Source organism: Rhodococcus ruber, from assembly GCF_027270735.1.
GTDB lineage: Bacteria > Actinomycetota > Actinomycetes > Mycobacteriales > Mycobacteriaceae > Rhodococcoides > Rhodococcoides rubrum_A.
Genome location: NZ_JAPWIJ010000001.1, coordinates 266,941 through 288,158, shown reverse-complemented (window position 1 = coordinate 288,158; position 21,218 = coordinate 266,941). Strand labels below are relative to the sequence as shown.

21 protein-coding genes are annotated in these 21,218 nt (G+C 63.9%); 4 read left to right on the top strand and 17 right to left on the bottom strand.

Annotated features, from left to right (window positions below; genetic code table 11):
• Positions 1-48: 48 nt before the first annotated feature.
• The 14 genes from fabG to O4220_RS01325 all read right to left on the bottom strand — a co-directional run bounded on the left by fabG (position 49) and on the right by O4220_RS01325 (position 13,380).
• The gene (gene fabG / locus O4220_RS01390) at positions 49-807 is read right to left on the bottom strand and encodes a 3-oxoacyl-ACP reductase FabG (protein ID WP_094611301.1); all 759 of its coding nucleotides are present in this window, start codon (positions 805-807) and stop codon (positions 49-51) included.
• The gene (locus O4220_RS01385; protein ID WP_269601761.1) at positions 804-1,841 is read right to left on the bottom strand and encodes a hypothetical protein; all 1,038 of its coding nucleotides are present in this window, start codon (positions 1,839-1,841) and stop codon (positions 804-806) included. The genes fabG and O4220_RS01385 overlap by 4 nt, the downstream gene beginning before the upstream one ends.
• Positions 1,838-2,896 carry a 2,3-diaminopropionate biosynthesis protein SbnA gene (sbnA, locus tag O4220_RS01380; RefSeq protein ID WP_269601760.1) on the bottom strand — a complete coding sequence of 353 codons (1,059 nt, stop codon included), beginning with the start codon at positions 2,894-2,896 and terminating at the stop codon, positions 1,838-1,840. The genes O4220_RS01385 and sbnA overlap by 4 nt, the downstream gene beginning before the upstream one ends.
• Positions 2,893-5,175: a lantibiotic dehydratase gene (locus O4220_RS01375; protein WP_269601759.1), complete on the bottom strand. Its 2,283-nt coding sequence runs from the start codon at positions 5,173-5,175 to the stop codon at positions 2,893-2,895. Before O4220_RS01375 ends, sbnA begins: the two co-directional genes overlap by 4 nt.
• Positions 5,172-6,398, bottom strand: coding sequence for a PLP-dependent aminotransferase family protein (locus O4220_RS01370; protein ID WP_269601758.1), 1,227 nt, complete (start codon positions 6,396-6,398; stop codon positions 5,172-5,174). The genes O4220_RS01375 and O4220_RS01370 overlap by 4 nt, the downstream gene beginning before the upstream one ends.
• Before the next feature lie 44 nt (positions 6,399-6,442).
• Complete coding sequence (locus O4220_RS01365) at positions 6,443-6,673, bottom strand: phosphopantetheine-binding protein (protein WP_269601757.1); 231 nt, start codon at positions 6,671-6,673, stop codon at positions 6,443-6,445.
• Positions 6,654-8,144, bottom strand: a complete 1,491-nt coding sequence (locus O4220_RS01360) for a class I adenylate-forming enzyme family protein (protein WP_269601756.1) — start codon at positions 8,142-8,144, stop codon at positions 6,654-6,656. Before O4220_RS01360 ends, O4220_RS01365 begins: the two co-directional genes overlap by 20 nt.
• A complete protein-coding gene (locus tag O4220_RS01355) occupies positions 8,131-9,069 on the bottom strand; it encodes an ACP S-malonyltransferase (protein WP_269601755.1) in 939 nt (312 codons plus the stop codon). Before O4220_RS01355 ends, O4220_RS01360 begins: the two co-directional genes overlap by 14 nt.
• Positions 9,070-9,172: 103 nt before the next feature.
• Positions 9,173-9,955 carry an ABC transporter permease gene (locus O4220_RS01350; protein ID WP_269601754.1) on the bottom strand — a complete coding sequence of 261 codons (783 nt, stop codon included), beginning with the start codon at positions 9,953-9,955 and terminating at the stop codon, positions 9,173-9,175.
• A 9-nt stretch (positions 9,956-9,964) separates the two neighbouring features.
• Entirely contained in the window at positions 9,965-10,912 is a 948-nt protein-coding gene (locus O4220_RS01345) for an ABC transporter ATP-binding protein (protein ID WP_269601753.1), read from the bottom strand.
• 346 nt (positions 10,913-11,258) lie between these two features.
• Complete coding sequence (locus O4220_RS01340) at positions 11,259-11,645, bottom strand: hypothetical protein (protein WP_269601752.1); 387 nt, start codon at positions 11,643-11,645, stop codon at positions 11,259-11,261.
• Between the two features lie 27 nt (positions 11,646-11,672).
• On the bottom strand, positions 11,673-12,224 hold the full coding sequence (locus O4220_RS01335) for a DUF3558 family protein (protein WP_269601751.1): 552 nt from the start codon (positions 12,222-12,224) through the stop codon (positions 11,673-11,675).
• A gap of 194 nt (positions 12,225-12,418) precedes the next feature.
• Positions 12,419-12,805 (bottom strand): hypothetical protein, encoded by a 387-nt coding sequence (locus O4220_RS01330; RefSeq protein ID WP_269601750.1) that lies wholly within the window; start codon positions 12,803-12,805, stop codon positions 12,419-12,421.
• A gap of 23 nt (positions 12,806-12,828) precedes the next feature.
• A complete protein-coding gene (locus tag O4220_RS01325; protein WP_269601749.1) occupies positions 12,829-13,380 on the bottom strand; it encodes a DUF3558 family protein in 552 nt (183 codons plus the stop codon).
• A gap of 112 nt (positions 13,381-13,492) precedes the next feature.
• Here O4220_RS01325 and O4220_RS01320 point away from each other — a divergent pair, with 112 nt between their 5' ends.
• From O4220_RS01320 to O4220_RS27815, 4 genes are all read left to right on the top strand, one after another.
• On the top strand, positions 13,493-14,071 hold the full coding sequence (locus tag O4220_RS01320) for a hypothetical protein (protein ID WP_269601747.1): 579 nt from the start codon (positions 13,493-13,495) through the stop codon (positions 14,069-14,071).
• Between the two features lie 263 nt (positions 14,072-14,334).
• Positions 14,335-15,594: a reverse transcriptase family protein gene (locus tag O4220_RS01315; RefSeq protein WP_269601746.1), complete on the top strand. Its 1,260-nt coding sequence runs from the start codon at positions 14,335-14,337 to the stop codon at positions 15,592-15,594.
• A gap of 102 nt (positions 15,595-15,696) precedes the next feature.
• The gene (locus tag O4220_RS01310) at positions 15,697-16,149 is read left to right on the top strand and encodes a hypothetical protein (protein WP_269601745.1); all 453 of its coding nucleotides are present in this window, start codon (positions 15,697-15,699) and stop codon (positions 16,147-16,149) included.
• 32 nt (positions 16,150-16,181) lie between these two features.
• On the top strand, positions 16,182-17,159 hold the full coding sequence (locus O4220_RS27815) for a DDE-type integrase/transposase/recombinase (RefSeq protein WP_332112792.1): 978 nt from the start codon (positions 16,182-16,184) through the stop codon (positions 17,157-17,159).
• 49 nt (positions 17,160-17,208) lie between these two features.
• On the opposite strand, the gene O4220_RS01300 is transcribed toward O4220_RS27815, so the two are convergent.
• Genes O4220_RS01300 through O4220_RS01290 form a run of 3 tightly spaced genes read right to left on the bottom strand, consistent with a single transcriptional unit; the run spans position 17,209 to position 21,166 of the window.
• Positions 17,209-19,341 (bottom strand): alpha-galactosidase, encoded by a 2,133-nt coding sequence (locus tag O4220_RS01300; protein ID WP_269601743.1) that lies wholly within the window; start codon positions 19,339-19,341, stop codon positions 17,209-17,211.
• On the bottom strand, positions 19,338-20,267 hold the full coding sequence (locus O4220_RS01295) for a carbohydrate ABC transporter permease (RefSeq protein ID WP_269601741.1): 930 nt from the start codon (positions 20,265-20,267) through the stop codon (positions 19,338-19,340). Before O4220_RS01295 ends, O4220_RS01300 begins: the two co-directional genes overlap by 4 nt.
• Complete coding sequence (locus tag O4220_RS01290; protein ID WP_032378859.1) at positions 20,267-21,166, bottom strand: carbohydrate ABC transporter permease; 900 nt, start codon at positions 21,164-21,166, stop codon at positions 20,267-20,269. The genes O4220_RS01295 and O4220_RS01290 overlap by 1 nt, the downstream gene beginning before the upstream one ends.
• Positions 21,167-21,218: the final 52 nt, after the last annotated feature.

Genomic DNA, 21,218 nt, shown 5'->3' with positions numbered 1-21,218 from the left:
CCTTCCGGATGGTGTGTCGAATTTCGGGGATCGATGGGGGGAGTCGGTTCAGGCGGCGATCATGCCGCCGTCGACGGTGAGGACCTTGCCGGTGATGTAGGACGAGGTCGGCATGCCGAGAAAGACGACTGCCTGGGCAACCTCGGCGGCAGTACCGAAGCGCTGCAGCGGGATCGCGTTACGAGCGCTCTCACGCATGGCCTTCGGCACCGCGCGAACCATGTCGGTCTCGATGAATCCGGGGGCGACCACGTTCACGCGAATCCCGCGTCCGGCTACCTCGGCAGCGAGGGATTTCGCCATCGAGATGATGCCGCCCTTGCTGGCGGCGTAGTTTCCCTGACCGGCCCTGCCGGCGACACCACTGGTGGAGCTGATCATCACGATCGCGCCGCCGGTGGAGAACATGAGCTTCGTGGTCTCGCGGGCGGTGAGGAATGTGCCGGTCAGGTTGGTGGCGATGACGGAGTCCCACTTGCGGGCACTCATCGTCGCGAAGTGCCCGTCGGCGGTGATACCGGAATTGAGCACCGCGACGTCGAGTCGACCGAAGCGGGAGCGTATTTCACGGAACATCGCGATCACGGCTGTCTCATCGGATACGTCGGCGGCGATGGTGGTGGCTTCGCGTCCGCGCTCACGGACGGACTGGGCGACCTTCTCGGCGTCCTCGGAACTGCTGCGGTAGTTGATGATCACGTCGCATCCTGCCTCGGCGAGTCCGATCGCCACGGCGGCTCCGATGCCGCGCGATCCTCCCGTCACGAGTGCAACGGGCGGACGGTCGGTCACGGGGGTGTCGGTCATGAGCGTGCTCCTCTCGAATTGGTGGCTCCTGCCACGATGTGTTCGGGCGGGTCGAAGCCGGGAACCTCGGTCCCCAGACCGAGGCGACTCGATCGCTCGAGAACCAGAGCCGCGACGGCGAGGTCGAGGATGCCGAGGCCGAACGGAGAGAACACAACTCCCGCCGGATCCGGCCGATAGGTGCCGGTGCGCAGAATCGAACCGAGCGTTCCGTGCACGAAAGACAGGTTCGGTTGCTGCTGCGCCGCCAACGCAATCGAGGTGTTCTCCCGATTGACGTGGTCGACGTCGTCGACCACGTTGTGCGAGGACAGAATCGACGTGACCGTCAGATCTCGCAGCGAGACGTGCAGCAGCACTTGACCAGTCGGCCTACCCGAAGCAGCGAGGGTGAGCCAGGGGGCGGGTGCGGTGGTGGTGACGGCGACCGTGTCACCGCGCTGGATCACCTGCTCGGCGCGGTCGACGATGATGGGTGTCAACTGTGGGAATTCGCGACCGATGACGTCCCCGAATTGCCGGGCCCGGTGGGGGTCGTGGTCGAACAGCAGTGCCGTGCGTGCCTCGGGATGAGCGACGCGAAGGAACCGAACCTGTTCGAGCGCAATGGTTCCGCAGCCGATCACTCCGATCGTCGTGACGGGTTGTCCGGCTCGTAGCGTCATGCTGGCCAGCGCCGCTGAGGCCGCGGTACGCCAGGCGTTGATTCTGCTGCCTTCCACGATTGCGCGCGGGTAGCCGGTGTCGAGACCCGACAGGAGCACCAGGGACGAGGCCCGCTGACGGCCGGTGTCCACATTGTGCGGAAACGACGACACCCATTTGACGCCCGCGAGGGCCTGGTCGCCACCGAGATAGGCGGGCAGTGCGATGAAGCGTGTGCCCGGTTGGTCGATGGGCCTCACGAACGCCGAGAACGGCAGGTCGGATTGACCCAGATCATGTGCGATGTATGCAGATTGGACGGCATGCAGCACTGCCATCTCGGAGTCCGCCAGTGCGCGGTGCACATCGTCTGCGGTCATCAATTTCATCGTCGAAGCAACTCCTCGAGTCGGGTGGATGCGGCGAGTACCGCCGGTAGTCCTATGTGGTTCTGGACCCACGCGTCGTCGTAGATCGAGTGCAGGTATCGGTCACCGCCATCGGGGAGGATGGTCACGACGGTGCTGCCTGCCGGTAGTCGAGGCAGGTACGCGGCGATGGCCGCGATCACCGCACCGGACGAGCCGCCGGCGAGAATCGCCTCGCGCTCGGCGAGCAGCCGGCACGCGGCCACGCACTCGGCGTCGGTGACGAATACGACGTCATCGGCCAGATCGTCTCGGAAATGACCGGGCACCATGGTGGATCCGTGTCCCGGGAGGGTGCGGCCGTAATCGGGAGCGGGCGGTGCCATCGAACCGAATATGGCGCTGCCGCAGGCATCGACGGCCACGATGCGCGTATGGGCTCCGCTGCTGCGAAGGTGATCTGCGATGCCGCGGAGCGAACCGCAGGATCCGGCGGCCACGAACAACACATCGGGTTCTCCTATGGCGTCGACGATTTCGCGTGCTGTTCTCCTGTGTGCGGCCGCTCCGCTCGGATTGTTGTACTGATCGAGGCACAGTGCGCCGGGAATGGACGTCAGCAGCTCCTGGACTCGGAGCAGTCTGGTAGGCAAGAACTCGCCGGTGGCGTGGTCGCGTTCGGTGACTATCTCGACCCGTGCGCCCAGTGCCCGCATGATCGAGAGATTGGTGTGCGATGCCTTCGGATCGGTCACCACGTGCAGACCGAGGCGGTGATAGGCACAGACCAGCGCGAGCGCGACACCGAGGTTGCCTGAACTGGATTCGACGATCGTGGTGACGCCGGGAACAGCGCGACCCTCTGCCAGGGCGGCCTCGACCATCTCACGCGCCGGTCGATCCTTGGTGCTACCACCGGGATTGGCGCGTTCGACCTTGGCGAGAACGCTGGCGGACACGGTGCGAAACAGTCGGTCCAGTCGGACCATGGGGGTCGCGCCGATTGCGGCGACGATGCCGTCGTGCACGGGGCTGATCGGATGTCGGGTTGCTGTGCCGTCCAGAATTACGGTCATGATGCACCTCCGGTTCTCGGGGGAGATGTCGCCGGCAACATCTGCAGACGGATCTCGCTGACGTAGCGGTGCCCGACTGCGTCGGCGAGCCAAGAACTGCCCGGATCGGGCAGGCATTCGGTGACGACGATCGGATCGAGTCGGTGCTGCCGGCGCCGGACCTGATGGACGAACGCCGCCACGAGTGTCGGACTGTCGAGGTCGAGATAGAGCGGCTTCGTCTCGCCCGGCACCTTCGCGTACACCCGGCCCGGCAATCCCAGCTGGCGGCGCCAACGGGTGACGGCCACGAAGTCCTGCCACGCAACGGTTTTTGCGGGCAGAGCGAGTTCGGCGAACGGACTGCGCCAGGTCTGTCGGAACACCACCGTCCGATCGACCTCGAGCCGGGGGGTCCTCTGTCCGTGCAGCCCGACCTTGAAGCCGTCGGCTGCGACGATCGACAGTGGCACGGCGAAGGCTTCGGCGAGGGTGTATCGGCGTCCGTCGGGCAGCACCACGAACGTGTGCCCCTCGGTTCTGTCGAAACGAATGTCCGACGCCGCCACCACCGATCGAGGCTCGCGCGCAGCGGCATTGGTGAAGCCGATCGACGTCTCGTCGTGGCCGCACGTGGTAGGTACGAACCGGCCGGTGTTGCGCTCCCACGTCGAGGGCAGCAGCGGGACCAGTCTGCGGACCCCCGAGACTGCGTTGATGGTGTCGCGGAAGTCGTCGGCGGCGCCCAGGTTCCACGTGAACACCGGCACGTCCAGCGAGACCAGAGCGGCGTGCATCTCGCCGAGAATCGCAGTGGAGTCACCGGCCAGAAGCCGATCGGCGTTCTCGGCGACGAACTGCAGATCCGGACTGTGCGGCAGATTCACCGCGGTACCGGTGAGATCGGTGAATGCTGCCCGTGTCGTCAGTTCGGCTGCGCTGCGCTTGATGACAGCACCATCCAGCTCGCCCGGTTCGAGGCCGATCGACTGCGACCATCGGTCGGCGAGTTCACGGCGAGCGCGGTCGACCCCAGTGCCCTCGCCCCAGAACACCGTCATGGTGCGGGGCCATACCTCGGCAAGGGTGATCGAGGTCAGATCTCCGCGGGCCGCGCGGTCGATGATCGCGTCGATCTCGGCGACGACGTAGTAGGCGAGGCGATCGGTGAACCACCGCGCGGCGTCGGCGATGAGTGCCAGAGCGTCGGCATGCGGTGCCAGCGCAGCGGTACCGATGGTCATGGTCACATTGCGAGCCGCGTCCTCGAAGCAGACGCTGCGGGCGGCGTACGACTTCGCTTCGGCGCGATGTGCTTTCACCTCGGCGATTCGCTCGAAGTCGCCCGAGAGTGCGGTGAGAGCAGCGTCGAGTGCATCCGGCGTTCCGGCCTCCGAGACCGCCCGCAGCCCACCGTCGATGTCCGCGAGATCGCGAAGGCAGCGGGCCGCCACGGAGGCGTCGGCGATGGGGAGTACGCGGGCCTCGAGAATGCGGTGAGCGTCGGCGGTGGTCGGAATTCTGGCGTCCCAGTTCAGTACCTTGCGCTGAACGAGCTTGCGCACTGCCGTGTCCACCGCCGTGGCGGCGAGTGCGAGTTCGTCGGCTATCCGGTCGATGGTGGCGTGCCCGTCACAGCGGAGCACGATGCGGAGGTCGTCCTCGGCGAGCCGGATGCGGCGAGATCCCGATCGGGCCTGCGACCGATCCGTATCGACTGCGACATCGGGGCGAAGGTACGGCGGGAGCCAGCGCCGGATCTGCTCGTCTCGGGACCATGCTGCGCCGATCGCCGCCGCGGCCCAGGCCTCGAGGAAGGTGCGGCGTTCGCGGATCAGCTGCGGCCCGTGCTCGAGCTCTCCCTCGGTGCTCTCTCCCAGTTCCACCCACGCCCCGGGACCGAAATAGCCGATGGTCTCGGCCTTCCCGCAGTAGCGCTGCCAGTACAGGGCAAGTGATCGCAGACGCTGTCGACGTTTGGACGGCGATCCACAGAACGGACTGGCAATCTGACGCCAGGCACCGCGGTTCTGCCACACCAGTGCGGTGACGAAATCCTCGCGCTCGACCAGGAGCGTCAGACGAGCTTCCTCCTTTTCGCGGGACGCGGTGAACTCCTCCTCGGTGGCGACGGACGGCCCACCGAAGACGTCGAGGCCGTCGGCAGAGAAGCCGGCGCTGCGCAGATTGGCTGTTCGCCACAGGTCCCAGTCGGTGGTGCCCAGAGCGAGGGTGCGGGTGAAGGGCGGGTCGGTCAGCGCGGCATGCCCGGTGGTGTGCCGAAGTTCGACGGCGGTCACGACGCTGCCCTCTCGGTCTCGTCCGCTCGCGCAGCCGTGACGCCTGCGGCGAACCGGGTGACCGCTTCGACCACGGAACCGTCGGGAACGTGGGAGAAGCTGAGACGAATTCCGTCGGCGTGTTCGTCGGCGATCGAGAAGTGGCTGCCACCCACGACGGAAACGCCCTGAGCTTCAGCATGTTCGACGACCGATGCCGTCGGGTAGCCGTCGCGACGACGCAACCAGATGTAGAAGCCGCCACGTGGAGATTGCCATTCCCACTCGCCCTGATCGAGACGTTCGGCGAGTTGAGTGTCCATCAGTGCTGCACGACGTGCATAGACGGTGCGGAAGGCATCCACCAGATCGAGCCAGCCATGCTTGGCGTAGTAGCGGCCGACGGTTGCTTGGGCCAGCGACGCGGGGGAGAGGGTGGTGATCTCGGCTACGGTGCGTAGCTCGTCGGCGAGCGCGGCGGGCGATTCGATCCAGCCGCACCGCAGGCCGGGTGCGAGGATCTTCGAGAACGTTCCGAGGTGTATCACCCGCTGCGGATCGAGACTGAGCAGTGTCGGGGCGGTGCGGTTGTCGATCGTCACGCCCGGAAAGCTCAGCAACGCATAGGGATCGTCCTCGATCACTGTCAGCTCGGCCGATGCTGCCGCCTCGACGATGCCCCCGCGTCGGTCCGCGGACAACGATCGCCCGGTCGGGTTGTGGAACGTCGGATTGGTGTAGAGCAGCACCGGGCGACCGCCCGTTCGGCGCACGTCGGCAGCGACTGTCCGGATGGACTCCGGAGTCGGGCCTTCGCGGTCCGATTCGACTGCGACGGTGTGCAGGCCGGCGGTACGAAACGCCGCCGCAGCACCCGGGTAGATCGGTGTCTCGCACAGCACGGTGGCTCCGCTGCCGGCGAATGCCAATGCGACGGTGAGCAACCCGTTCTGCGAACCGGCTGTCGGGACGAGATGTGCCGCGTTCACCGAGGCTCCGCGGAATTCCATGGCCCCGGTGATAGCGGCGGCCAAGGCGTCGGGCATGCGATAGGTGGAGTACTGCAGCAGAGTTCGCCCGCCGAGTCGCAGCATGCTGCGCATGGCATCGCTGATGTCGCTGGAAGGGAACAGCTCGGGATCCGGAAGTCCGCCGGCAAGGTTGATGGTGTCGGCCACGGTATCGAACAGGCGGGGTAACGAAGACCGGGTGGGTCGCGTCGGTGGCAGTGCAGTGGTGAGCATGTGAGATCCGTCCTCGAAGTGTCGGGTGCGAAGAACTCCTGCAGCTATGCCGCAGCGAGATTCGATACGGTGTCGAACAGGACGTCTGGGCTCAGAGCCGCACCTGCAGTGAGGGATTGCTCGTCGAACTCGACTCCGAAGGCATCCTCGATGGCAACCAGGATGTTGACCACGCCGAGGGAATCGATGGACGACTGCGAGAACGGACGGTCGGGTGCCACGACCGACTCGGGGGCGAGAGCGGCGAGAACGGAATCAAACTGCGAGCGCTGCATGATGGTCTCCTGAAGGTGTCGAGGTGGTGGTGTCGAGCTCGGCGCGCAGGGCGCGCCGGTCGGGCTTTCCGTTTGCGGTGAGGGGGATGCGGGCGCGGTGGACCACGGCGTTGGGATGCCGGACGGGATCGAGTGCGGCGCGCAGCTGCTGATGCACCCAGCGCGGATCGGCTGACCCGGTGACGATCAGACGCAGAGCTCCGTCCTCGGTGACAACGGCAACCGCCTCGTCCACCGAGTCGAAGGACTCTGCACACGATTCGATTTCGACGAGTGAGATGCGAACACCGTTGCGTTTGACGACGTCGTCGTCGCGTCCCAAGAAGTAAAGCCGCCCGCTGTCGTCCATGTATCCGCGGTCGCCGGTGTGCAGCTCGAGACCATCGACACCGGGACGAAATCTGTTCTGTGCGTTCATCGGTACGTTCCAGTACCCGGCCATGACCGTCTCGCCGGAGACGACGATCTCACCGGCAGTTCCTGACGACACGGGTGTTCCGTCACCTGCGACGATGCGAATGCCGTCGCCGGCGATGGGGTACCCGACCGAGTCCGGGTACTCGTCGAATTCCTCGGGCGGCAGAATGGAGATGCGCTTGCATTCGGTCATGCCGTACATCGAGGCGTAGCGGGATCCTGGGAAAGACTGGAGCAGGGTTCGAGCGAGTTCGGGTGCCAGCCGGGCACCGGTGTTGGTGAAGAGGCGAACTGTGGTGATCGAGGCTGTGCGGCGAGCCACGATGCGCAGGATCTGGGCGAGCGCCGGTACCAGTGGGATGACGGTCACGGAGCGGCGTACCACCAGGTCGAGGATGCGCAGATCCTGGATCCCCTCGGCAACCACCACCGAGGCTCCGACTGCCAAGGACAGAAACACCTGGTAGAGGCCGTAATCGAACGACAAGGGGAGACGGCACAGCACAACGTCGTCGGATCGGTAGCCCAGGCCGGTGCCGATGGCGCTGACCGCGGCAGCCACTGCTCGGTGTGGGCACACGACACCTTTGGGACTACCTGTGGTTCCGGAGGTGTAGATCAGCAGTGCGATGTCGTCGGGTCGAACGGGTCTGGTGATCGGAGTTGTGGATCGGGAGCTTCCCACGGCGGCAGTGACACTGTCGACGGTGAGAACCCGCACCGGGCTGTCCTCGTGACGCTCTGGGTGATCGGTGACGACGAGTCGGCAGCCACTGTCGCGGACTATGTGTGCTGCCTGGCTCGCAGTGAGTTCGTTGTTGATCGGTACGAACACTGCTCCTGCACAGACGGTTCCGAATAGCAGCTCGACGAATGCTGCACTGGACCGGCCGTGATGTACGACACGATCGCCGGGCCTGATGCCGTTGTCGATCAACCACGCCGTCGCACGCAGAACGCGCTCCCGCAGCGACCCGTAGGTGAGCTCGGTATCGCCGTCGACGATGGCAATGTCGGTTTCCCGACCCTGGTCGAGGAGCTCAGGCAGCAGCATCGGATCGGCCCTTCGTCGTGGACGCCAGGCGATCGATGTCGCGCGGCGAGGTGATGCGCACGACGGCGACCGATGGCAATGTGCGCGAGGCGATTCCGGCCAGAGTGCCGGCCGGTGGTAGGCAGATCGCGCTGGTGATGTCGGCTGCGCGGAATGTCTCGAGGCAGAGGTCCCAGCGGACGGGCTCGGTGATCTGTCCAACGAGTCGCTCGCACAGGGACGTTGCACTCCTGACCAACGCGCCGTCGGCGTTGGACACGACGGGGACGTCGGCATCGCGGATAGGTACCGACGCAATCGCCTCGGCGAAGACCTCGGTGGCCGACTGCATCGCGGCACTGTGAAACGCACCTGCCACGTGCAGACGGCGTGCGGCGGTTCCGACGGGTGGTGCAGCGACGAAAGCCTCGATCGCATCGATCGGACCTGCGGCCACCACCTGACCCGGGCCGTTGTGGTTGGCCACGGTGAGGCCGGCTGATTCGATTGCGTCGGTGACGGTTTCGAGATCCCCGCCGAGTACGGCCGCCATCGATCCTGTGGTGGCTGCACACGCGGCGGCCATCGCGCGGCCCCGCACGGCGGCCAGATGTACCGCGTCCGCGGGGTCGAGTGCTCCGGCCAGCGCTGCTGCGGCCAGTTCTCCGACCGAATGCCCTGCCACCGCGGTGTGGGCCTGGCCGGCGTCTGCCAGGGCGTCGATCACCGGAAGCCCGGCAAGGAGTGCGGCGGTGACGAGTAGGGGCTGTGCGTTCTCGGTACGGGCGATCTCGTCTTTGCTCGCGGTGGTGCCGAGCGCGATCAAGTCGATGGCTGCGCGTTGAGACCAGTTCTCTACCAGTCGATGTCGATCGGGATCCTTGAGCCACGGCGACAGCATCCGCGGCGTCTGTGCTCCCTGTCCGGGGGCGAGAAGGGTGATCATGGTGGTCCTCGTGCTCGTAGGTTCGGGGCATGCTTTCTGGCGCGGCGGCCGGAGTGGCCGATGCGTCGGGTGCTGCTGGGAGAGGATGGGAAGTACACGTGAGTCACTGGCGGCCGGTTGCCCCAGCGAATCGTCGGACGGCGGCGAAGGAGAATCCGACGAACCAGGCTGCGACGTTGATGAGGGCACCTGCCAGAGAGGCGTGAGACCCGTCGAGGTTGTAGCCGTCGGTCAGCGCGTAGCGGGCCAACGTCGCCACACCGTAGAGCGGTGTCACCTGTGCGATTGCGAGCATGCCGCCCGAGAGTGGGATGAAAATGTTGCCCAGGAAGGCGAGGCCGGTCATGACGACGCCAGGAACGTGGGTGACCACCTCGGGTGGCAGCAGCATCCCGAGCACCAGGCCGAGAGCGGAGAAGATGGCAGATCCGATCCAGGCCACGACGAGGCCGGTGATCCAGACGATCGCGTCGGCGCGGGCTCCGGTGAGTGCTCCGAGGATGCCGACCACGATGACCGGGATGGCCGCGTACACCTGGCAGGCGATGATGCGCGATGCGACGTAGCCGCCGGCACCCAAGGGCGACAGGCGAATTGTCCGCAGCCAGCCGTTGGCCTTCTCGTTCGAGATGCCTGCGGCCCGCGAGATGGTGCCGATCGACGCACCGTAGACGGCGATTCCGATCATCATCCAGGCCTGAAAGTTGCCGTGCGGCAGATCGACTCCGGCGCTGGGTTCCACGACGCGGAACAGGGCGAGGTAGAGCACGGCGGGCAGCGCGACGGTGAAGATCAGATTCTGTGGGGTGATCTGCCTGCGGATGTCGTGCAGTACGAACGTGGGGTGTAGTCCGCGGCGGGGGCGTAGTGAGGTCGTAGTGGTCATCGGATGTCCTCAGTTCTGGTGAGTGCGGTCGGTCAGCGCCGAAAATGCTTCGTCGAGTGAGGCCGACACGATCGCGATATCTGTCGCGGAGGTCGACGTGCTCAGTGTGCGCACCACGGGGTCGGTATCGGTGCACACGAAGCGGAACCGGCCGTTGGCGAGCTCCTGCAGCCGCGAGCTGGTTTGCCCTGCAACGAATTCGGCCTCGGAGCGTGGCAGGTTGGCGTCGACGGTCCGATTGGAGACGGTGGCCTTGATCTGGGCCACCGTGCCGTCGGCGACGAGGGCTCCGTCGACGATGACGACGATGCGATCGGCGAAGTCCTGTGCCTCTTCGAGGTAGTGAGTTGCGAACATGACGGTGGTGCCGTTGGCTGCCTGTGCGTGCATCGCCTGCCAGAAGTGCTTGCGCGCAGTGACATCCATGCCGGCGGTCGGCTCGTCGAGCAGCAGCAGTTCGGGGTTGGACAGGAGCGCGAGAGCGAACCGCACTTTCTGCTGTTCGCCACCTGAGCATTTCGATACGCGTCGATTCACCAGTTCACCGAGCCCGGCGCGGGTGATCGCGGCGGCAGGATCGGCACCGATGTACAGCGACCCCATCATCGCGACCAGTGCGCCGACGGTGACGTCCGGCAACAGTCCACCGGACTGCAGTACCGCTGCGCTGCGTCCTGTCGACGCGGCGGTCAGCGGATCGGTGCCGAGCACCTCGATGGTGCCGCCGTCCGGTTCGGTGAGTCCGAGGATCATGTCGATCGTCGTGCTCTTGCCTGCGCCGTTCGGCCCGAGAAACGCCACAACCTGCCCGCGGGGAATCGAGAGGTTCAGTTCGCGAACGGCGCGGAACTTCGAGCCCGTGGAGTCGCTGAACGACTTGTGGACACCGGTGGCGTGTACCGCGAGTGCTGTCTCGGTACCCACCGCCTCGGTGCGAGTCGAATTCTGCGTGATCATCTGCAATTCCCTTCGCTCTTTCGTCTGTGGATCTTCAGCCGTGTTCCTCGGCGACACATCAGACTCTCCACCTCGGAGAAAGCGCAGGTCAACGCCAATTGCCAGGTCGTTTCGGCCGTCATGGCGAACTGCTGACAACTGTCACGTGCAATTACGGACCAGGTGTCACGTAAGTGCCCCGATGCAGGGATTCACGCCCCTCGTGGGAATCCACACCTTGTGCGCGGGGCGTGAATGCCCGCGAGGGGCGTGGATTGTGGGGCCGGCAAAGTCGCGGAGCCGTTGAAACGGTGTCTGGACAACGACGAGCGGCAGGTAGGGGTCCAACGAAAAGCCCTGCGACCTTTCAGTTCTCCGGAGCGAGCGCCGAGATGTTCGACGACGTCAGATCATCGGTATCGGTCGTCTCGTCGAAGTAGCGACGAAAGAGCATCCGCATGGATTCGATGACGTCGATGTGCTGCTGAAGAATGATGTCGAGAGAGCGATCTGTTCCGGTGGCTTTCGCGAGGAACTTGGCTTGCAAATCCTGGGCGGATTTGAAGTTGCCCCAGGACTTGGTCTCGTTCAGGACGGATGCTTTGCGCTTCATGTCGTTGAGATGCGCGAGGTAGGCGACGCAGGCTGCATCGCATTTTGCGGCGACGTCAGGCGGAATGGTGATCGTGCCGGCGTCAGCCTGGGCGTTGAGTTCTTGCCAGTGTGCGATGAGGTTTGGTTGGGAGTCGGTCACGGTTTCGACGTCTCTCGATCGTGGGAACTAGATGGGAAGTTCGGAGTCGAGGTCGGCTACCACTCTGTTGAGTTCCGTGCACGGGTCGTACGGCGGGTTTCGGACCTGTCCATCGGTGAGTAGCGTCGCCCGTATCAATTGGGGGCCTGCGGTGAAGGCGACGCCGCAATTGAGTGATGCGTCGGACGCGAGCTGCTGGTATTGGGTGGCATTGCGAGTGCCTACTCGAACGGGTTGGAGTCGGTTGAAGGTACTTGGATCGTTGATGAAGTCCAAGGTCTCGAGCCCGACAATCAGAGACAAGTAATACCTGTTGTTCGGCGGTCGATCTTCCCATCCGCAGATCTTGAATCCATTCTGATCTCGGCCGAACACACCCGACTCCTTGGTGGCTACGTTCAATCCCGCTCGCTCGATGGCTTCGTCGGGGATGGTGCAGGGATCCCAGGGCGTAGCTGGTGCCGCGACGGTGGTGCTGGTCTCCACCCGCGGCGACGCGTCACCCGTCGTAGTGCTCGAGCAGCCTGCGGCCAGCAGAAGTGCCGCCATTGCCGCGATGAATCGACGTGCCCTGCGCATTGTTCTTGTCCGTTCCTCGAGAACACCTACGTTCTTGGACGCACTCCGGTAGGCATCGGTTCCCGTGACGGATTTGCTGTCGAGGGGGATCCGCTTTCGCGATCTACGCCCTCAGTGTTGATCCACACCGCCTGCACGGGGCGTGGATGCGTGCGCAGGGCGTAGATCGTTCGTCGAACGGCGTGAGTCCGGACTCAGTTTTGTGGAGTGAACGCGGTGATGTTCGCGGATGTCCGGTCATCGGTATCGAGCGTCTCGTCGAAGTAGCGACGAAAAAGCATCCGCATGGATTCGATGACCTCGATGTGCTGCTGAAGAATGACGTCGAGAGAGCGATCGGTGCCGGTGGCCAGGCGCAGGAATTTGCCTTGCAAATCCTGGGCGGACTTGAGGTCGCCCCAGGACTTGGTCTCGGTGAGAGCAACCGCGTCGACCTGCATCTTCTTGAGGTGTGCCAGGTAGGTAACACAGGCTGCGTCGCATTTTGCGGCAACGTCGGCTGGAATGGTGACCGTGCCGGCATCGGCCTGGGCATTGAGCTCCTGCCAGTGCGCAATCAGGTTCGATCGAGAATCAACCACGGTTGCAGCCCTTCCTCTCGGTTCTATTTGGGTAGTTCGGAATCGAGTCTGGCCACTACGGCATTGAGTTCAGTGCACGGATCGTAAGGTGAGCTGCCAGTCAGTTGGCCTGTAACCAAAGTTGCTCTGATCAGTTCAGCTCCGGCGGTGAAGGCGACGCCGCAGTTGCGGGATGCATCGGCGGCTACCTGCTGGTACTGAGTGGCATCCCGAGTGCCTACTCGAACAGGCTCGAGTCGATTGAAATAGCTCGGATCGTCGATGTAGTCCAAGCTCTGAAGGCCAACAAAAATGCGCAAGAAATACCCGTCGGCTGGCGAGCGACTCACCCACCCACAAATCTTGAATCCGTTCTGATCTCGGCCGAACACACCCGACTCCTTGGTGGCTACGTTCAATCCCGCTCGCTCGATGGCTTCGTCGGGGATGGTGCAGGGATCCCATGGCGTAGTTGGGGCCGCGACGGTGGTGCTGGTTTCCACCCGCGGCGACGCGTCACCCGTCGTAGTGCTCGAGCAGCCTGCGGCCAGCAGAAGTGCCGCCATTGCCGCGATGAATCGACGTGCCCTGCGCATTGTTCTTGTCCGTTCCTCGAGAACACCTACGTTCTTGGACGCAGCACAACCCGCGTCGGTTCCCGAGTGTCTGTAATTCGGGAGACGCAGAATCCATGGCAGGCTGGCAGACGTGCAGGATTGCGACGACGGCAACCCAGGCTCCACTACCGTGCTGGTCGAGACGGGTATCTACGGGGAACTGGATCTGATCTACCGGGACGACGAGATCTGCGGTTCGTATCGCGAGGGCGCACCCATGTCCGTCACGATTTCACGCATGGGGCCTCGGATCTCGGACACGGCACCGATCGGCACGCGCATCGCCGCAGGTCTGCAGTCGAGCATCGACGGATGCGACATCGTTCTCGATCCCGGCCGCGCGAGGCTCTTCAAGCGGTCGTACCGCGTCGGCATCCAGTACGGCGGACGTACTCTGTCGCTGCGCGCCAAGAATCTGGAAGACAGTGTGCTGCTGAATGGTTCGTCGGACCAGGGTGACAACGAATTCGGGGTGTTGACTCGCGTTTTCGGTGGAGGTATTGAGGTGTTGTGGTCGCTGCCGTTCACGATGGTGAACAAGACGATCGAACCGCCGACACCGTCGCGCGAGGACGCCCTCGTCGGCATCGTCGTGGCCGCGGCGTTCGGAACCGGCGGGCTGTCGTTGACGACCATCGTCATGGGCGCACTCGAATCGATCCTTCCGTGACGGTCCCGCGGGCAACGCGCTGACAGATCGGCCTCGATTTGGCATGGTGGAGGGATGCAGCGGCACGTGGGCGAGAGTTGGTCCGCGGGACCGGTCTCAGGGGTAACCCCTGGGTACATCACGAGAATCGAGCACTGCGTCCGAAGCTGGTCCGCACGCTCCGCGTGCTTGGCAGCTCCGAGGACGAAAGATTTCGGTCGCCCCGTGCCGTTGCACCTCACAGCGTTGCAGGTCATTGCGCTGCACCCGATCGGTAGCCGCCTGTGACCGAACGCGAATTGACCCCGTGGGCCGCTGCGACATTGGCGCGGCTGGCCGCCGATGCCGAGTGGACGCGGTCGGGGCTCGAGGTTGCGTTCGCACGTTTCATGCCAGAGAGAGCCTCGTGGCTCGCAGACCGAATCATCGATCTGTATCCCAGCCCGCCGTTCGACGAGGCGTCGATTTTCGGTTTGTTGCGCGATCTTCCGTTCATCTCGGAGCCCTCCGCGTCCTCGAAGCGGCCCAATACGAGCTCCCGCTTCAAACCCTGGCGATTCGAGGTACCACGGTACGAATCGACCGGTCAGCTGGCTCGATCTCTCGACCTGACGATCTCCGAAATCGAATGGTTTGCCGACCTGCAGGGCAGGCTCCGTACTGCGCCGTTCCCGTTGCAGCACTATCGGTCTGCGCGGCTCGACAAACGTCAGGGCGTGCGATTGCTGGAGGTGCCGAAACCGCGCTTGCGTGAGATTCAGCGAAAGATACTGCGCCGCATACTCGATCGAATTCCGCCGCATCCAGCGGCGCACGGCTTCCGGAAGGCGCGCAGTCCGCGCACCTTCGCGATGCCGCATTCCGAACGCGACGTGGTGATCTCGGTGGATCTCCGACGCTTCTTTCCGTCCATCGGGTTCGATCGCGTGGTCGCGATCTTCGAGGCGGTCGGCTATCCCAGGAAGGTCGCGGCGAATCTCGCCGCGCTGTGCACGACAGTCACCCCTGCCGGCGAATTGGTCGGCGTGGACCGTCCCACCGCGGCGCGGCTTCGCGCCACCCACTTGCCGCAGGGTGCGCCCACGTCACCGGCCTTGGCGAATCTGGCTGCGCGACAACTCGATATCCGGGCCGCAGGCCTGGCCCGGTCCGTCGGTGCCCGCTACAGCCGATACGCCGACGATCTGGCGTTCTCCGGAGGTGCAGACATCGACGTCGACAGACTGCTGTGGTTGATTTCCCAGATCGCCCATGACGAAGGCTTCACGATTCATCCCGACAAGACCAGGGTTCGACGCGCTCATCAGCGACAACAGCTGACCGGGCTCGTCGTCAACTCGTGGCCGGCAGTGCCCCGAGAGGAATACGACAATCTCAGGGCACTGCTGCACAACTGCATCAGCACCGGACCAGCCGAGCAGAACCTACACGACCACAACGACTTTCGAGCACACGTCTACGGACGCATCGCCCGGATCGGCGAGACGAACGAAACGCGTCGAACAAAGCTGTTGAGCATGGCGTCCCAGGTGAACTGGGACTGAGCTGCGAATCAGCTCCCCGGATTCGGATTCCATCCTCCGATCCGTTCCTTGCCAGGATGGTCGTGAGACATGTCGGGCAGGGTTGCGGGGAAGCGAGGACAGATGATCGACGTCGAAGTTGGGCGTACACCGACCGGCAACAGATCGTTCCCGATCGCGTTCAAGGTCGAGTTCATTCGGCAGTGGGACGACTGCACCGAGTGGGGAGCCAAGACTGCGTTGTTGCGTGAATACAACCTGCCCAAGTCGACAGTGAAGTCTTGGCTTCGATCGCGCGACAATGGGACGCTGACTGCAGCAATGGTCAAGGCGGCGGACAAGTCGAGGTTCAAAATGGAAAACCGTGAGCGCGCTGAACTGGCACGACTTCGTACCGAGAACGATCAGCTCGAGAAGAAGGTCACACAGAGTGAAGCTGTGCAAGAGATCTTGGGAAAAGCATACGAGCTCTTGGAAGGGATGACCACGAGCTCGGACGAGGGCCCCGACATCCCGGTGTCGTTGATGAGTGCGACGGAGTACGCGAGCTGGCTTCACCGCAAAGGCTTGTCCTGACCGACACCGTCCGATCCCTGCATTCTGCAGGTGTGACGGTGGCGGCGGCATGCGCGTCGGTCGGCCTCCCACGATCGACGTTCTATCGAATCTCTCAGCAGTACAGCCATTATCGAAGGGTTCCATCACCGGTTCCGCACGCCGACCGGCACCAACCGGCGACATTGACCGGAGCCGATAAGGCCGATGTTCTGGCCGTCTTGACAGACGAACAGTATGCGAACCTGTCTGTCGTCCAAACATATTGGCGTGCACTCGACGCCGGGAAAGTGTCGTGTTCGCAACGGACCTTCTATCGGATAGCTCGATCCGTCCGATTCGTCGGCGACCGGCGGGGACGCAAGTACAACACTGGAAAGCATTCTCGCAGAACGCCTATCGTGCATGCCGGTGCAGTCGGTGAACTGTGGTCATGGGATGTCACCGAACTACGAGGGCCACGATACCAAGATCGATACAAGTTGTACGCCGTGATGGACGTGTTCTCCCGCTATCCGGTTGCTTGGCGAATCGAGTATCACGAGAAAATCGATCACGCTGTTTCCATGTTCACCCAAGCGTGGGCAACCCATGGCGTCCCCGGTACCGTCCACGCCGACAACGGCTCGGTCATGCGATCGGGTCCGCTGATGGCCGCACTCGACTCGGCAGGTGCGTTCGCCTCTTTCTCCCGCCCGCGGGTCAGTGACGACAACCCGTTCTCCGAATCACTGTTCAAGACAATCAAGTACGACCTCGACTGCCCTGTTCAGTTCGAGAATATCGACCATGCACGGGAGTGGACAAGGGCGTTCTTTCATCGCTACAGCACCCAGCACCGGCACAGCGGGCTAGGCCGATGCACACCCGAACAAGTGCACACCGGCACAGCCATCCAGGTGCGCCGACAGCGTCAACTCACCCTCGACCACTACTACCAACAACACCCCAACCGATTCCGGAAACCACCACAAGCACCACCACTACCAACTGCCACCGGAATCAACACCCACCTGTCTCAGACAGGTTGACAACTACCGGATCGCAGGCGGAAATCCACAACTGAGGAGCCGATACGCCTCAGACGGCGAGCACCCGCAGCAACACTCCAGTCTGCGGGAACAGCACCGGAAGAGCCACGCCCGCCTGCGCCAACATCGAACCCGATAGCTCGACGATTCCGCCGTCGGCGATCCAGGGCGGAAGTTCGATGCCGTTGCCCAGGTCGCTGAGCTCCCGCACGAACTCGACGCGGTACCGAACATGTGGATCCAAACCTGGAAGGCGGACGCGATCGGTGCGGTCCTCGGGCGAGGTATCCATCCGCACTATCGAATACGCGGCCTCCGACAGATCCGCTGCCACGACTCCGTGTACCCAGACGCTCGGGTCGGGATGGTCGGCGCGCACCACATCGCCGGTGTGCAACAACCCGCGCAGTTCCTTGTACAGCCCGGTCCACGACGTCAGGTACTCGTGGTCCTCGGACGAGAGTTCGGTGACGTCCATCTCCAGCCCTGCGTGGCCGAACAGCGATGTCAAGCAACGGAACTGGAGAGTGGACCATCGACCCGACGTATGCGCGATCTGCGGACCGACGTGCGAGCCGATCAGCTCCGGCGGCAGCAGCTGTGTGGTCCACCGCTGCAGCCGTTGACGTTCGAGCGGATCGTTGGTGTCCGACGCCCAGACGCGGTCGGTGTGCTCGAGCACCTCCAGATCGATGCGGGCACCGCCCGATGCACATGACTCGAACTCGACCTGCGGATGCCGGGATCGCAAGGCGTCGAGCAATCGGTAGTACGCCGAGGTCTGTGCATGCACCGCAGCGCGTCCGTCGGAGTCGACGGCGAGCATCAGGTCCCGGTTGTGATCCCACTTCACGTAGTCCGGCCGCTCGTCGGCCAACACCGCATCGATGGCCGAGAGGAGATAGTCGAAGACGTCGTCGCGGGTCAGATCCAGTACGTGCTGATGGCGCCATTCGAGTGGAATACGGCCCGGTGCTGCGAGCAGCCAATCGGGATGTGCCCGAGCGATATCGGAGTCCAGGTTGACCATCTCGGGCTCGAACCACAGGCCGGGGCTCATGCCGAGCGCTCGGACGTGATCGAAGAGCGGGGCCAGGCCGTCTGGCCAGACCCCCTCGTCCACCTGCCAGTCGCCCAGACCGGCGCGGTCGTCACGTCGGTGGCGGAACCAACCGTCGTCGAGGACGAATCGCTCGACGCCCACGCGCGCTGCGACATCCGCGATGCCGCGAAGCCGGGTGAGATCGTGGTCGAAGTACACGCCCTCCCACACGTTGAGCACCACCGGCCGCGGCGGCGAGGGATGTGCTGGACGGGAGCGCATCCAGCGGTGCACCGACTGCGCCGAACCGTCAAGTCCGACAGCCGAATAAACGAAATGTACCCACGGCGTCGAGTAGGTCTCGCCGGTCTGCAACACCACCTCACCGGGTGCGAGCAGTTCACCACCGCCCAGAACGCCCGAGGCCTGACCGGCCCGCTCGGGAAGCCTCTCGGCCAGATGCAGATGATCGCCGCTCCACGCGACGTGGGCACCCCACACCTCGCCGCTACGGAAGCCGAAGCCCTCGCTGCCTGCGGTGAGAACCAGGGTGGCGTCGTGCCCCGTTCGTCCGCGGCGTGACGCGCGCACCACTGCACCGTGGTCGAACCGTCGACGCTGCGGAGTGCGCTCGCGGCAATGACGGCCCGTCAGATCCAGTAGTTCGGTTGCATTGTCCGGCAGCGGCATGAGGGTCACAACGCCGTCGACGGTCAAGGGTCCGCCGTCGACGTTCTGGACACGCTGCCGAACTCGCAGTGATCCACCGACCGCGAGGGACAACTCGATCGACCACGAGATGCCCAGCTCGCTATCGGAAGCGTCCACAGTGCAACCGAATTCGGTAGCGGAGACATTCACTTCCGCCCACCGCGGGTACTGCACCGAACCGTCGCGATGCATCGCCAGAGCCGGGGTGCCCTGCCAGGCGTCGTCGCCACCGGGGGCGAGGGTGAGCCACCGCGGCACATCGACACTAGAGTGCGGAACTGCGGGAATTGCGGCCCTGCGCAGTTCGACGAGGTCGTGTTCGGTGAGCTCACCGAGATCGGTACCCCAGTGCAGCACGGCGGGAACGGCGGTGGACGACGGTCCGAGGATCACCATGACACCGTCACGGCGCAGGACTACGAAACTCACTTGTTGGCACCCATCGTCAGTCCGGACACGAAATGGCGTTGCAGCGCAATGAAAACCAGCACCGTCGGTAGTGCGACCAGTACCGAGCCCGCGGCCAGCAGGTTGGTGTCGGTGAAGAAGCTGCCCTGCAGATTTTGCAGCGCCGTCGTCACCGGAAGCTTGTCGCCGCTGACCATCAGGGCCAGGGCCCAGAAGAAGTCGTTGTAGATCCACGTCACCATGAGTGTGGCGAGTGCGGCCAGCGCGGGCCGGCACAGCGGCATGACGACCTGCCAGTACTGCCGGAACAACCCGGCTCCGTCGACGGTCGCGGCCTCGAGCAGTTCGTACGGCACCGTCTTCATGTAGTTGCTGAGCACGAAGACGCAGAAGCCGGTCTGGAATGCGACGTGCACGATGATCAGGCCCCAGTAGCTGTCGTACAGCGAGCCCGACGAGCTCATCCAGTACGGAACCGGAATTGCGTTGTACAGCCGGAACAACGGTGTCAGCAGAGTCTGCTGCGGCAGCAGGTTGCCGGCGATGAACACTGCAAGCATGAAGATGTTGAACTTCCAGCTGAACCGCGCCAGGATGAACGCTGCCATCGAGCCGAAGAACAGGATGAGCAGCACCGACGGAATGGTGATGATCATCGAGTTGAGGAAGTAGTGCGGGATGCCGCCGATCTGCCACGAGTCGATGTAGTTGTCGAACGTGAAGCCGCCCACCGACAGGTACCCGTTGAGCAGCACGTAGTCGTAGTCGCGGAACGAGTTGTACACCGCCCACACCAGAGGGAACAGCCAGGCCAGCGCCATGACCGTCAGCAGCACGTAGATCGCGATCTGTGCGGTGCCCGCGCGTCGACGATTGGCGACGGCGGCGCGGTTGCGGGTCAGCGGATCGCGCTCGGGAGGCGCTGTGCGCGTGAGTGAAGTGGTCATCAGTCTTTGCTCCGAAGAACGATGGCGAGGTACAGGGCGATGAAGACGAGCGAGATGCCGAGCATGATGGTGGCCAGCGCAGAACCGAATCCGATCCGGCTCGCCTCACCGACGACGTTGGCCGTCACGAGCGCCGAGATCAGCTCGAGTCCGTTGCGGCCCTTGTTGATCACCCACACCAGGTCGAACGCGCGTAGCGCCTCGATGACGGTGATGACGATGATCAGCAGGTTGGTGTTCTTCATCAGCGGGAAGATGACGCTGAAGAACGTGCGAATCGGTCCGGCACCGTCCATCACCGCGGCCTCGCGGACGGACGGGTCGATGGCCTTGAGACCGGCCAAGTACAACAGCATGATGTAGCCGGTGTGACGCCAACCTGCCGCGACCATGACGGCCCAGATGTTGATGTCGGGATCGCCGAGCCAGTCGACGTCCGTGCCGAGCAGGCTGTTGAGGACGCCCCCCTCGGTGGAGTAGATGAGCTGCCAGATGAAGCCGATGAGGGCCATCGACAGCACCACGGGGATGTAGAAGATGCTTTGGTAGAGCCGAGATCCCTTGAGATTCTTGTCCAGCAGAATCGCGAGCAGGATGCCGATGACGGTGGGTACGAGGAACAGGAAGACGAGCCACAGCACGTTGTTCTGCAGTGCTTGCTGGAACGGCGGATACGCCTGGACCGCGTCGACGTAGTTCTGCGTACCGATCCACTCGATACTCGACGTGCCGCCGATTCCGTCCCAGCGTGCGAACGAGAGGATCACCGTGAACACGGTGGGAATCCAGACGAGACCGATGACGATCATTGCGGGAACGCCCAGCATCAGTGCGATGGTCCACTTCTCGCGAACACTGCGCCTGATCTTCGGCGACTTGACCCGTTCGGGTGCGGTCATGGCATTACCTGATCTCGAAGTCGAGTGAATGATGGGGGTCGAATCGCACTGC

Excerpts from the sequence above, each read along its gene's own strand:
- fabG (WP_094611301.1), bottom strand. The coding sequence starts at position 807 with ATGACCGACACCCCCGTGACCGACCGTCCGCCCGTTGCACTCGTGACG.
- O4220_RS01385 (WP_269601761.1), bottom strand. The coding sequence starts at position 1,841 with ATGAAATTGATGACCGCAGACGATGTGCACCGCGCACTGGCGGACTCC.
- sbnA (WP_269601760.1), bottom strand. The coding sequence starts at position 2,896 with ATGACCGTAATTCTGGACGGCACAGCAACCCGACATCCGATCAGCCCC.
- O4220_RS01370 (WP_269601758.1), bottom strand. The coding sequence starts at position 6,398 with ATGCTCACCACTGCACTGCCACCGACGCGACCCACCCGGTCTTCGTTA.
- O4220_RS01365 (WP_269601757.1), bottom strand. The coding sequence starts at position 6,673 with ATGCAGCGCTCGCAGTTTGATTCCGTTCTCGCCGCTCTCGCCCCCGAG.
- O4220_RS01360 (WP_269601756.1), bottom strand. The coding sequence starts at position 8,144 with ATGCTGCTGCCTGAGCTCCTCGACCAGGGTCGGGAAACCGACATTGCC.
- O4220_RS01355 (WP_269601755.1), bottom strand. The coding sequence starts at position 9,069 with ATGATCACCCTTCTCGCCCCCGGACAGGGAGCACAGACGCCGCGGATG.
- O4220_RS01350 (WP_269601754.1), bottom strand. The coding sequence starts at position 9,955 with ATGACCACTACGACCTCACTACGCCCCCGCCGCGGACTACACCCCACG.
- O4220_RS01345 (WP_269601753.1), bottom strand. The coding sequence starts at position 10,912 with ATGATCACGCAGAATTCGACTCGCACCGAGGCGGTGGGTACCGAGACA.
- O4220_RS01335 (WP_269601751.1), bottom strand. The coding sequence starts at position 12,224 with ATGCGCAGGGCACGTCGATTCATCGCGGCAATGGCGGCACTTCTGCTG.
- O4220_RS01325 (WP_269601749.1), bottom strand. The coding sequence starts at position 13,380 with ATGCGCAGGGCACGTCGATTCATCGCGGCAATGGCGGCACTTCTGCTG.
- O4220_RS01310 (WP_269601745.1), top strand. The coding sequence starts at position 15,697 with ATGATCGACGTCGAAGTTGGGCGTACACCGACCGGCAACAGATCGTTC.
- O4220_RS01295 (WP_269601741.1), bottom strand. The coding sequence starts at position 20,267 with ATGACCACTTCACTCACGCGCACAGCGCCTCCCGAGCGCGATCCGCTG.
- O4220_RS01290 (WP_032378859.1), bottom strand. The coding sequence starts at position 21,166 with ATGACCGCACCCGAACGGGTCAAGTCGCCGAAGATCAGGCGCAGTGTT.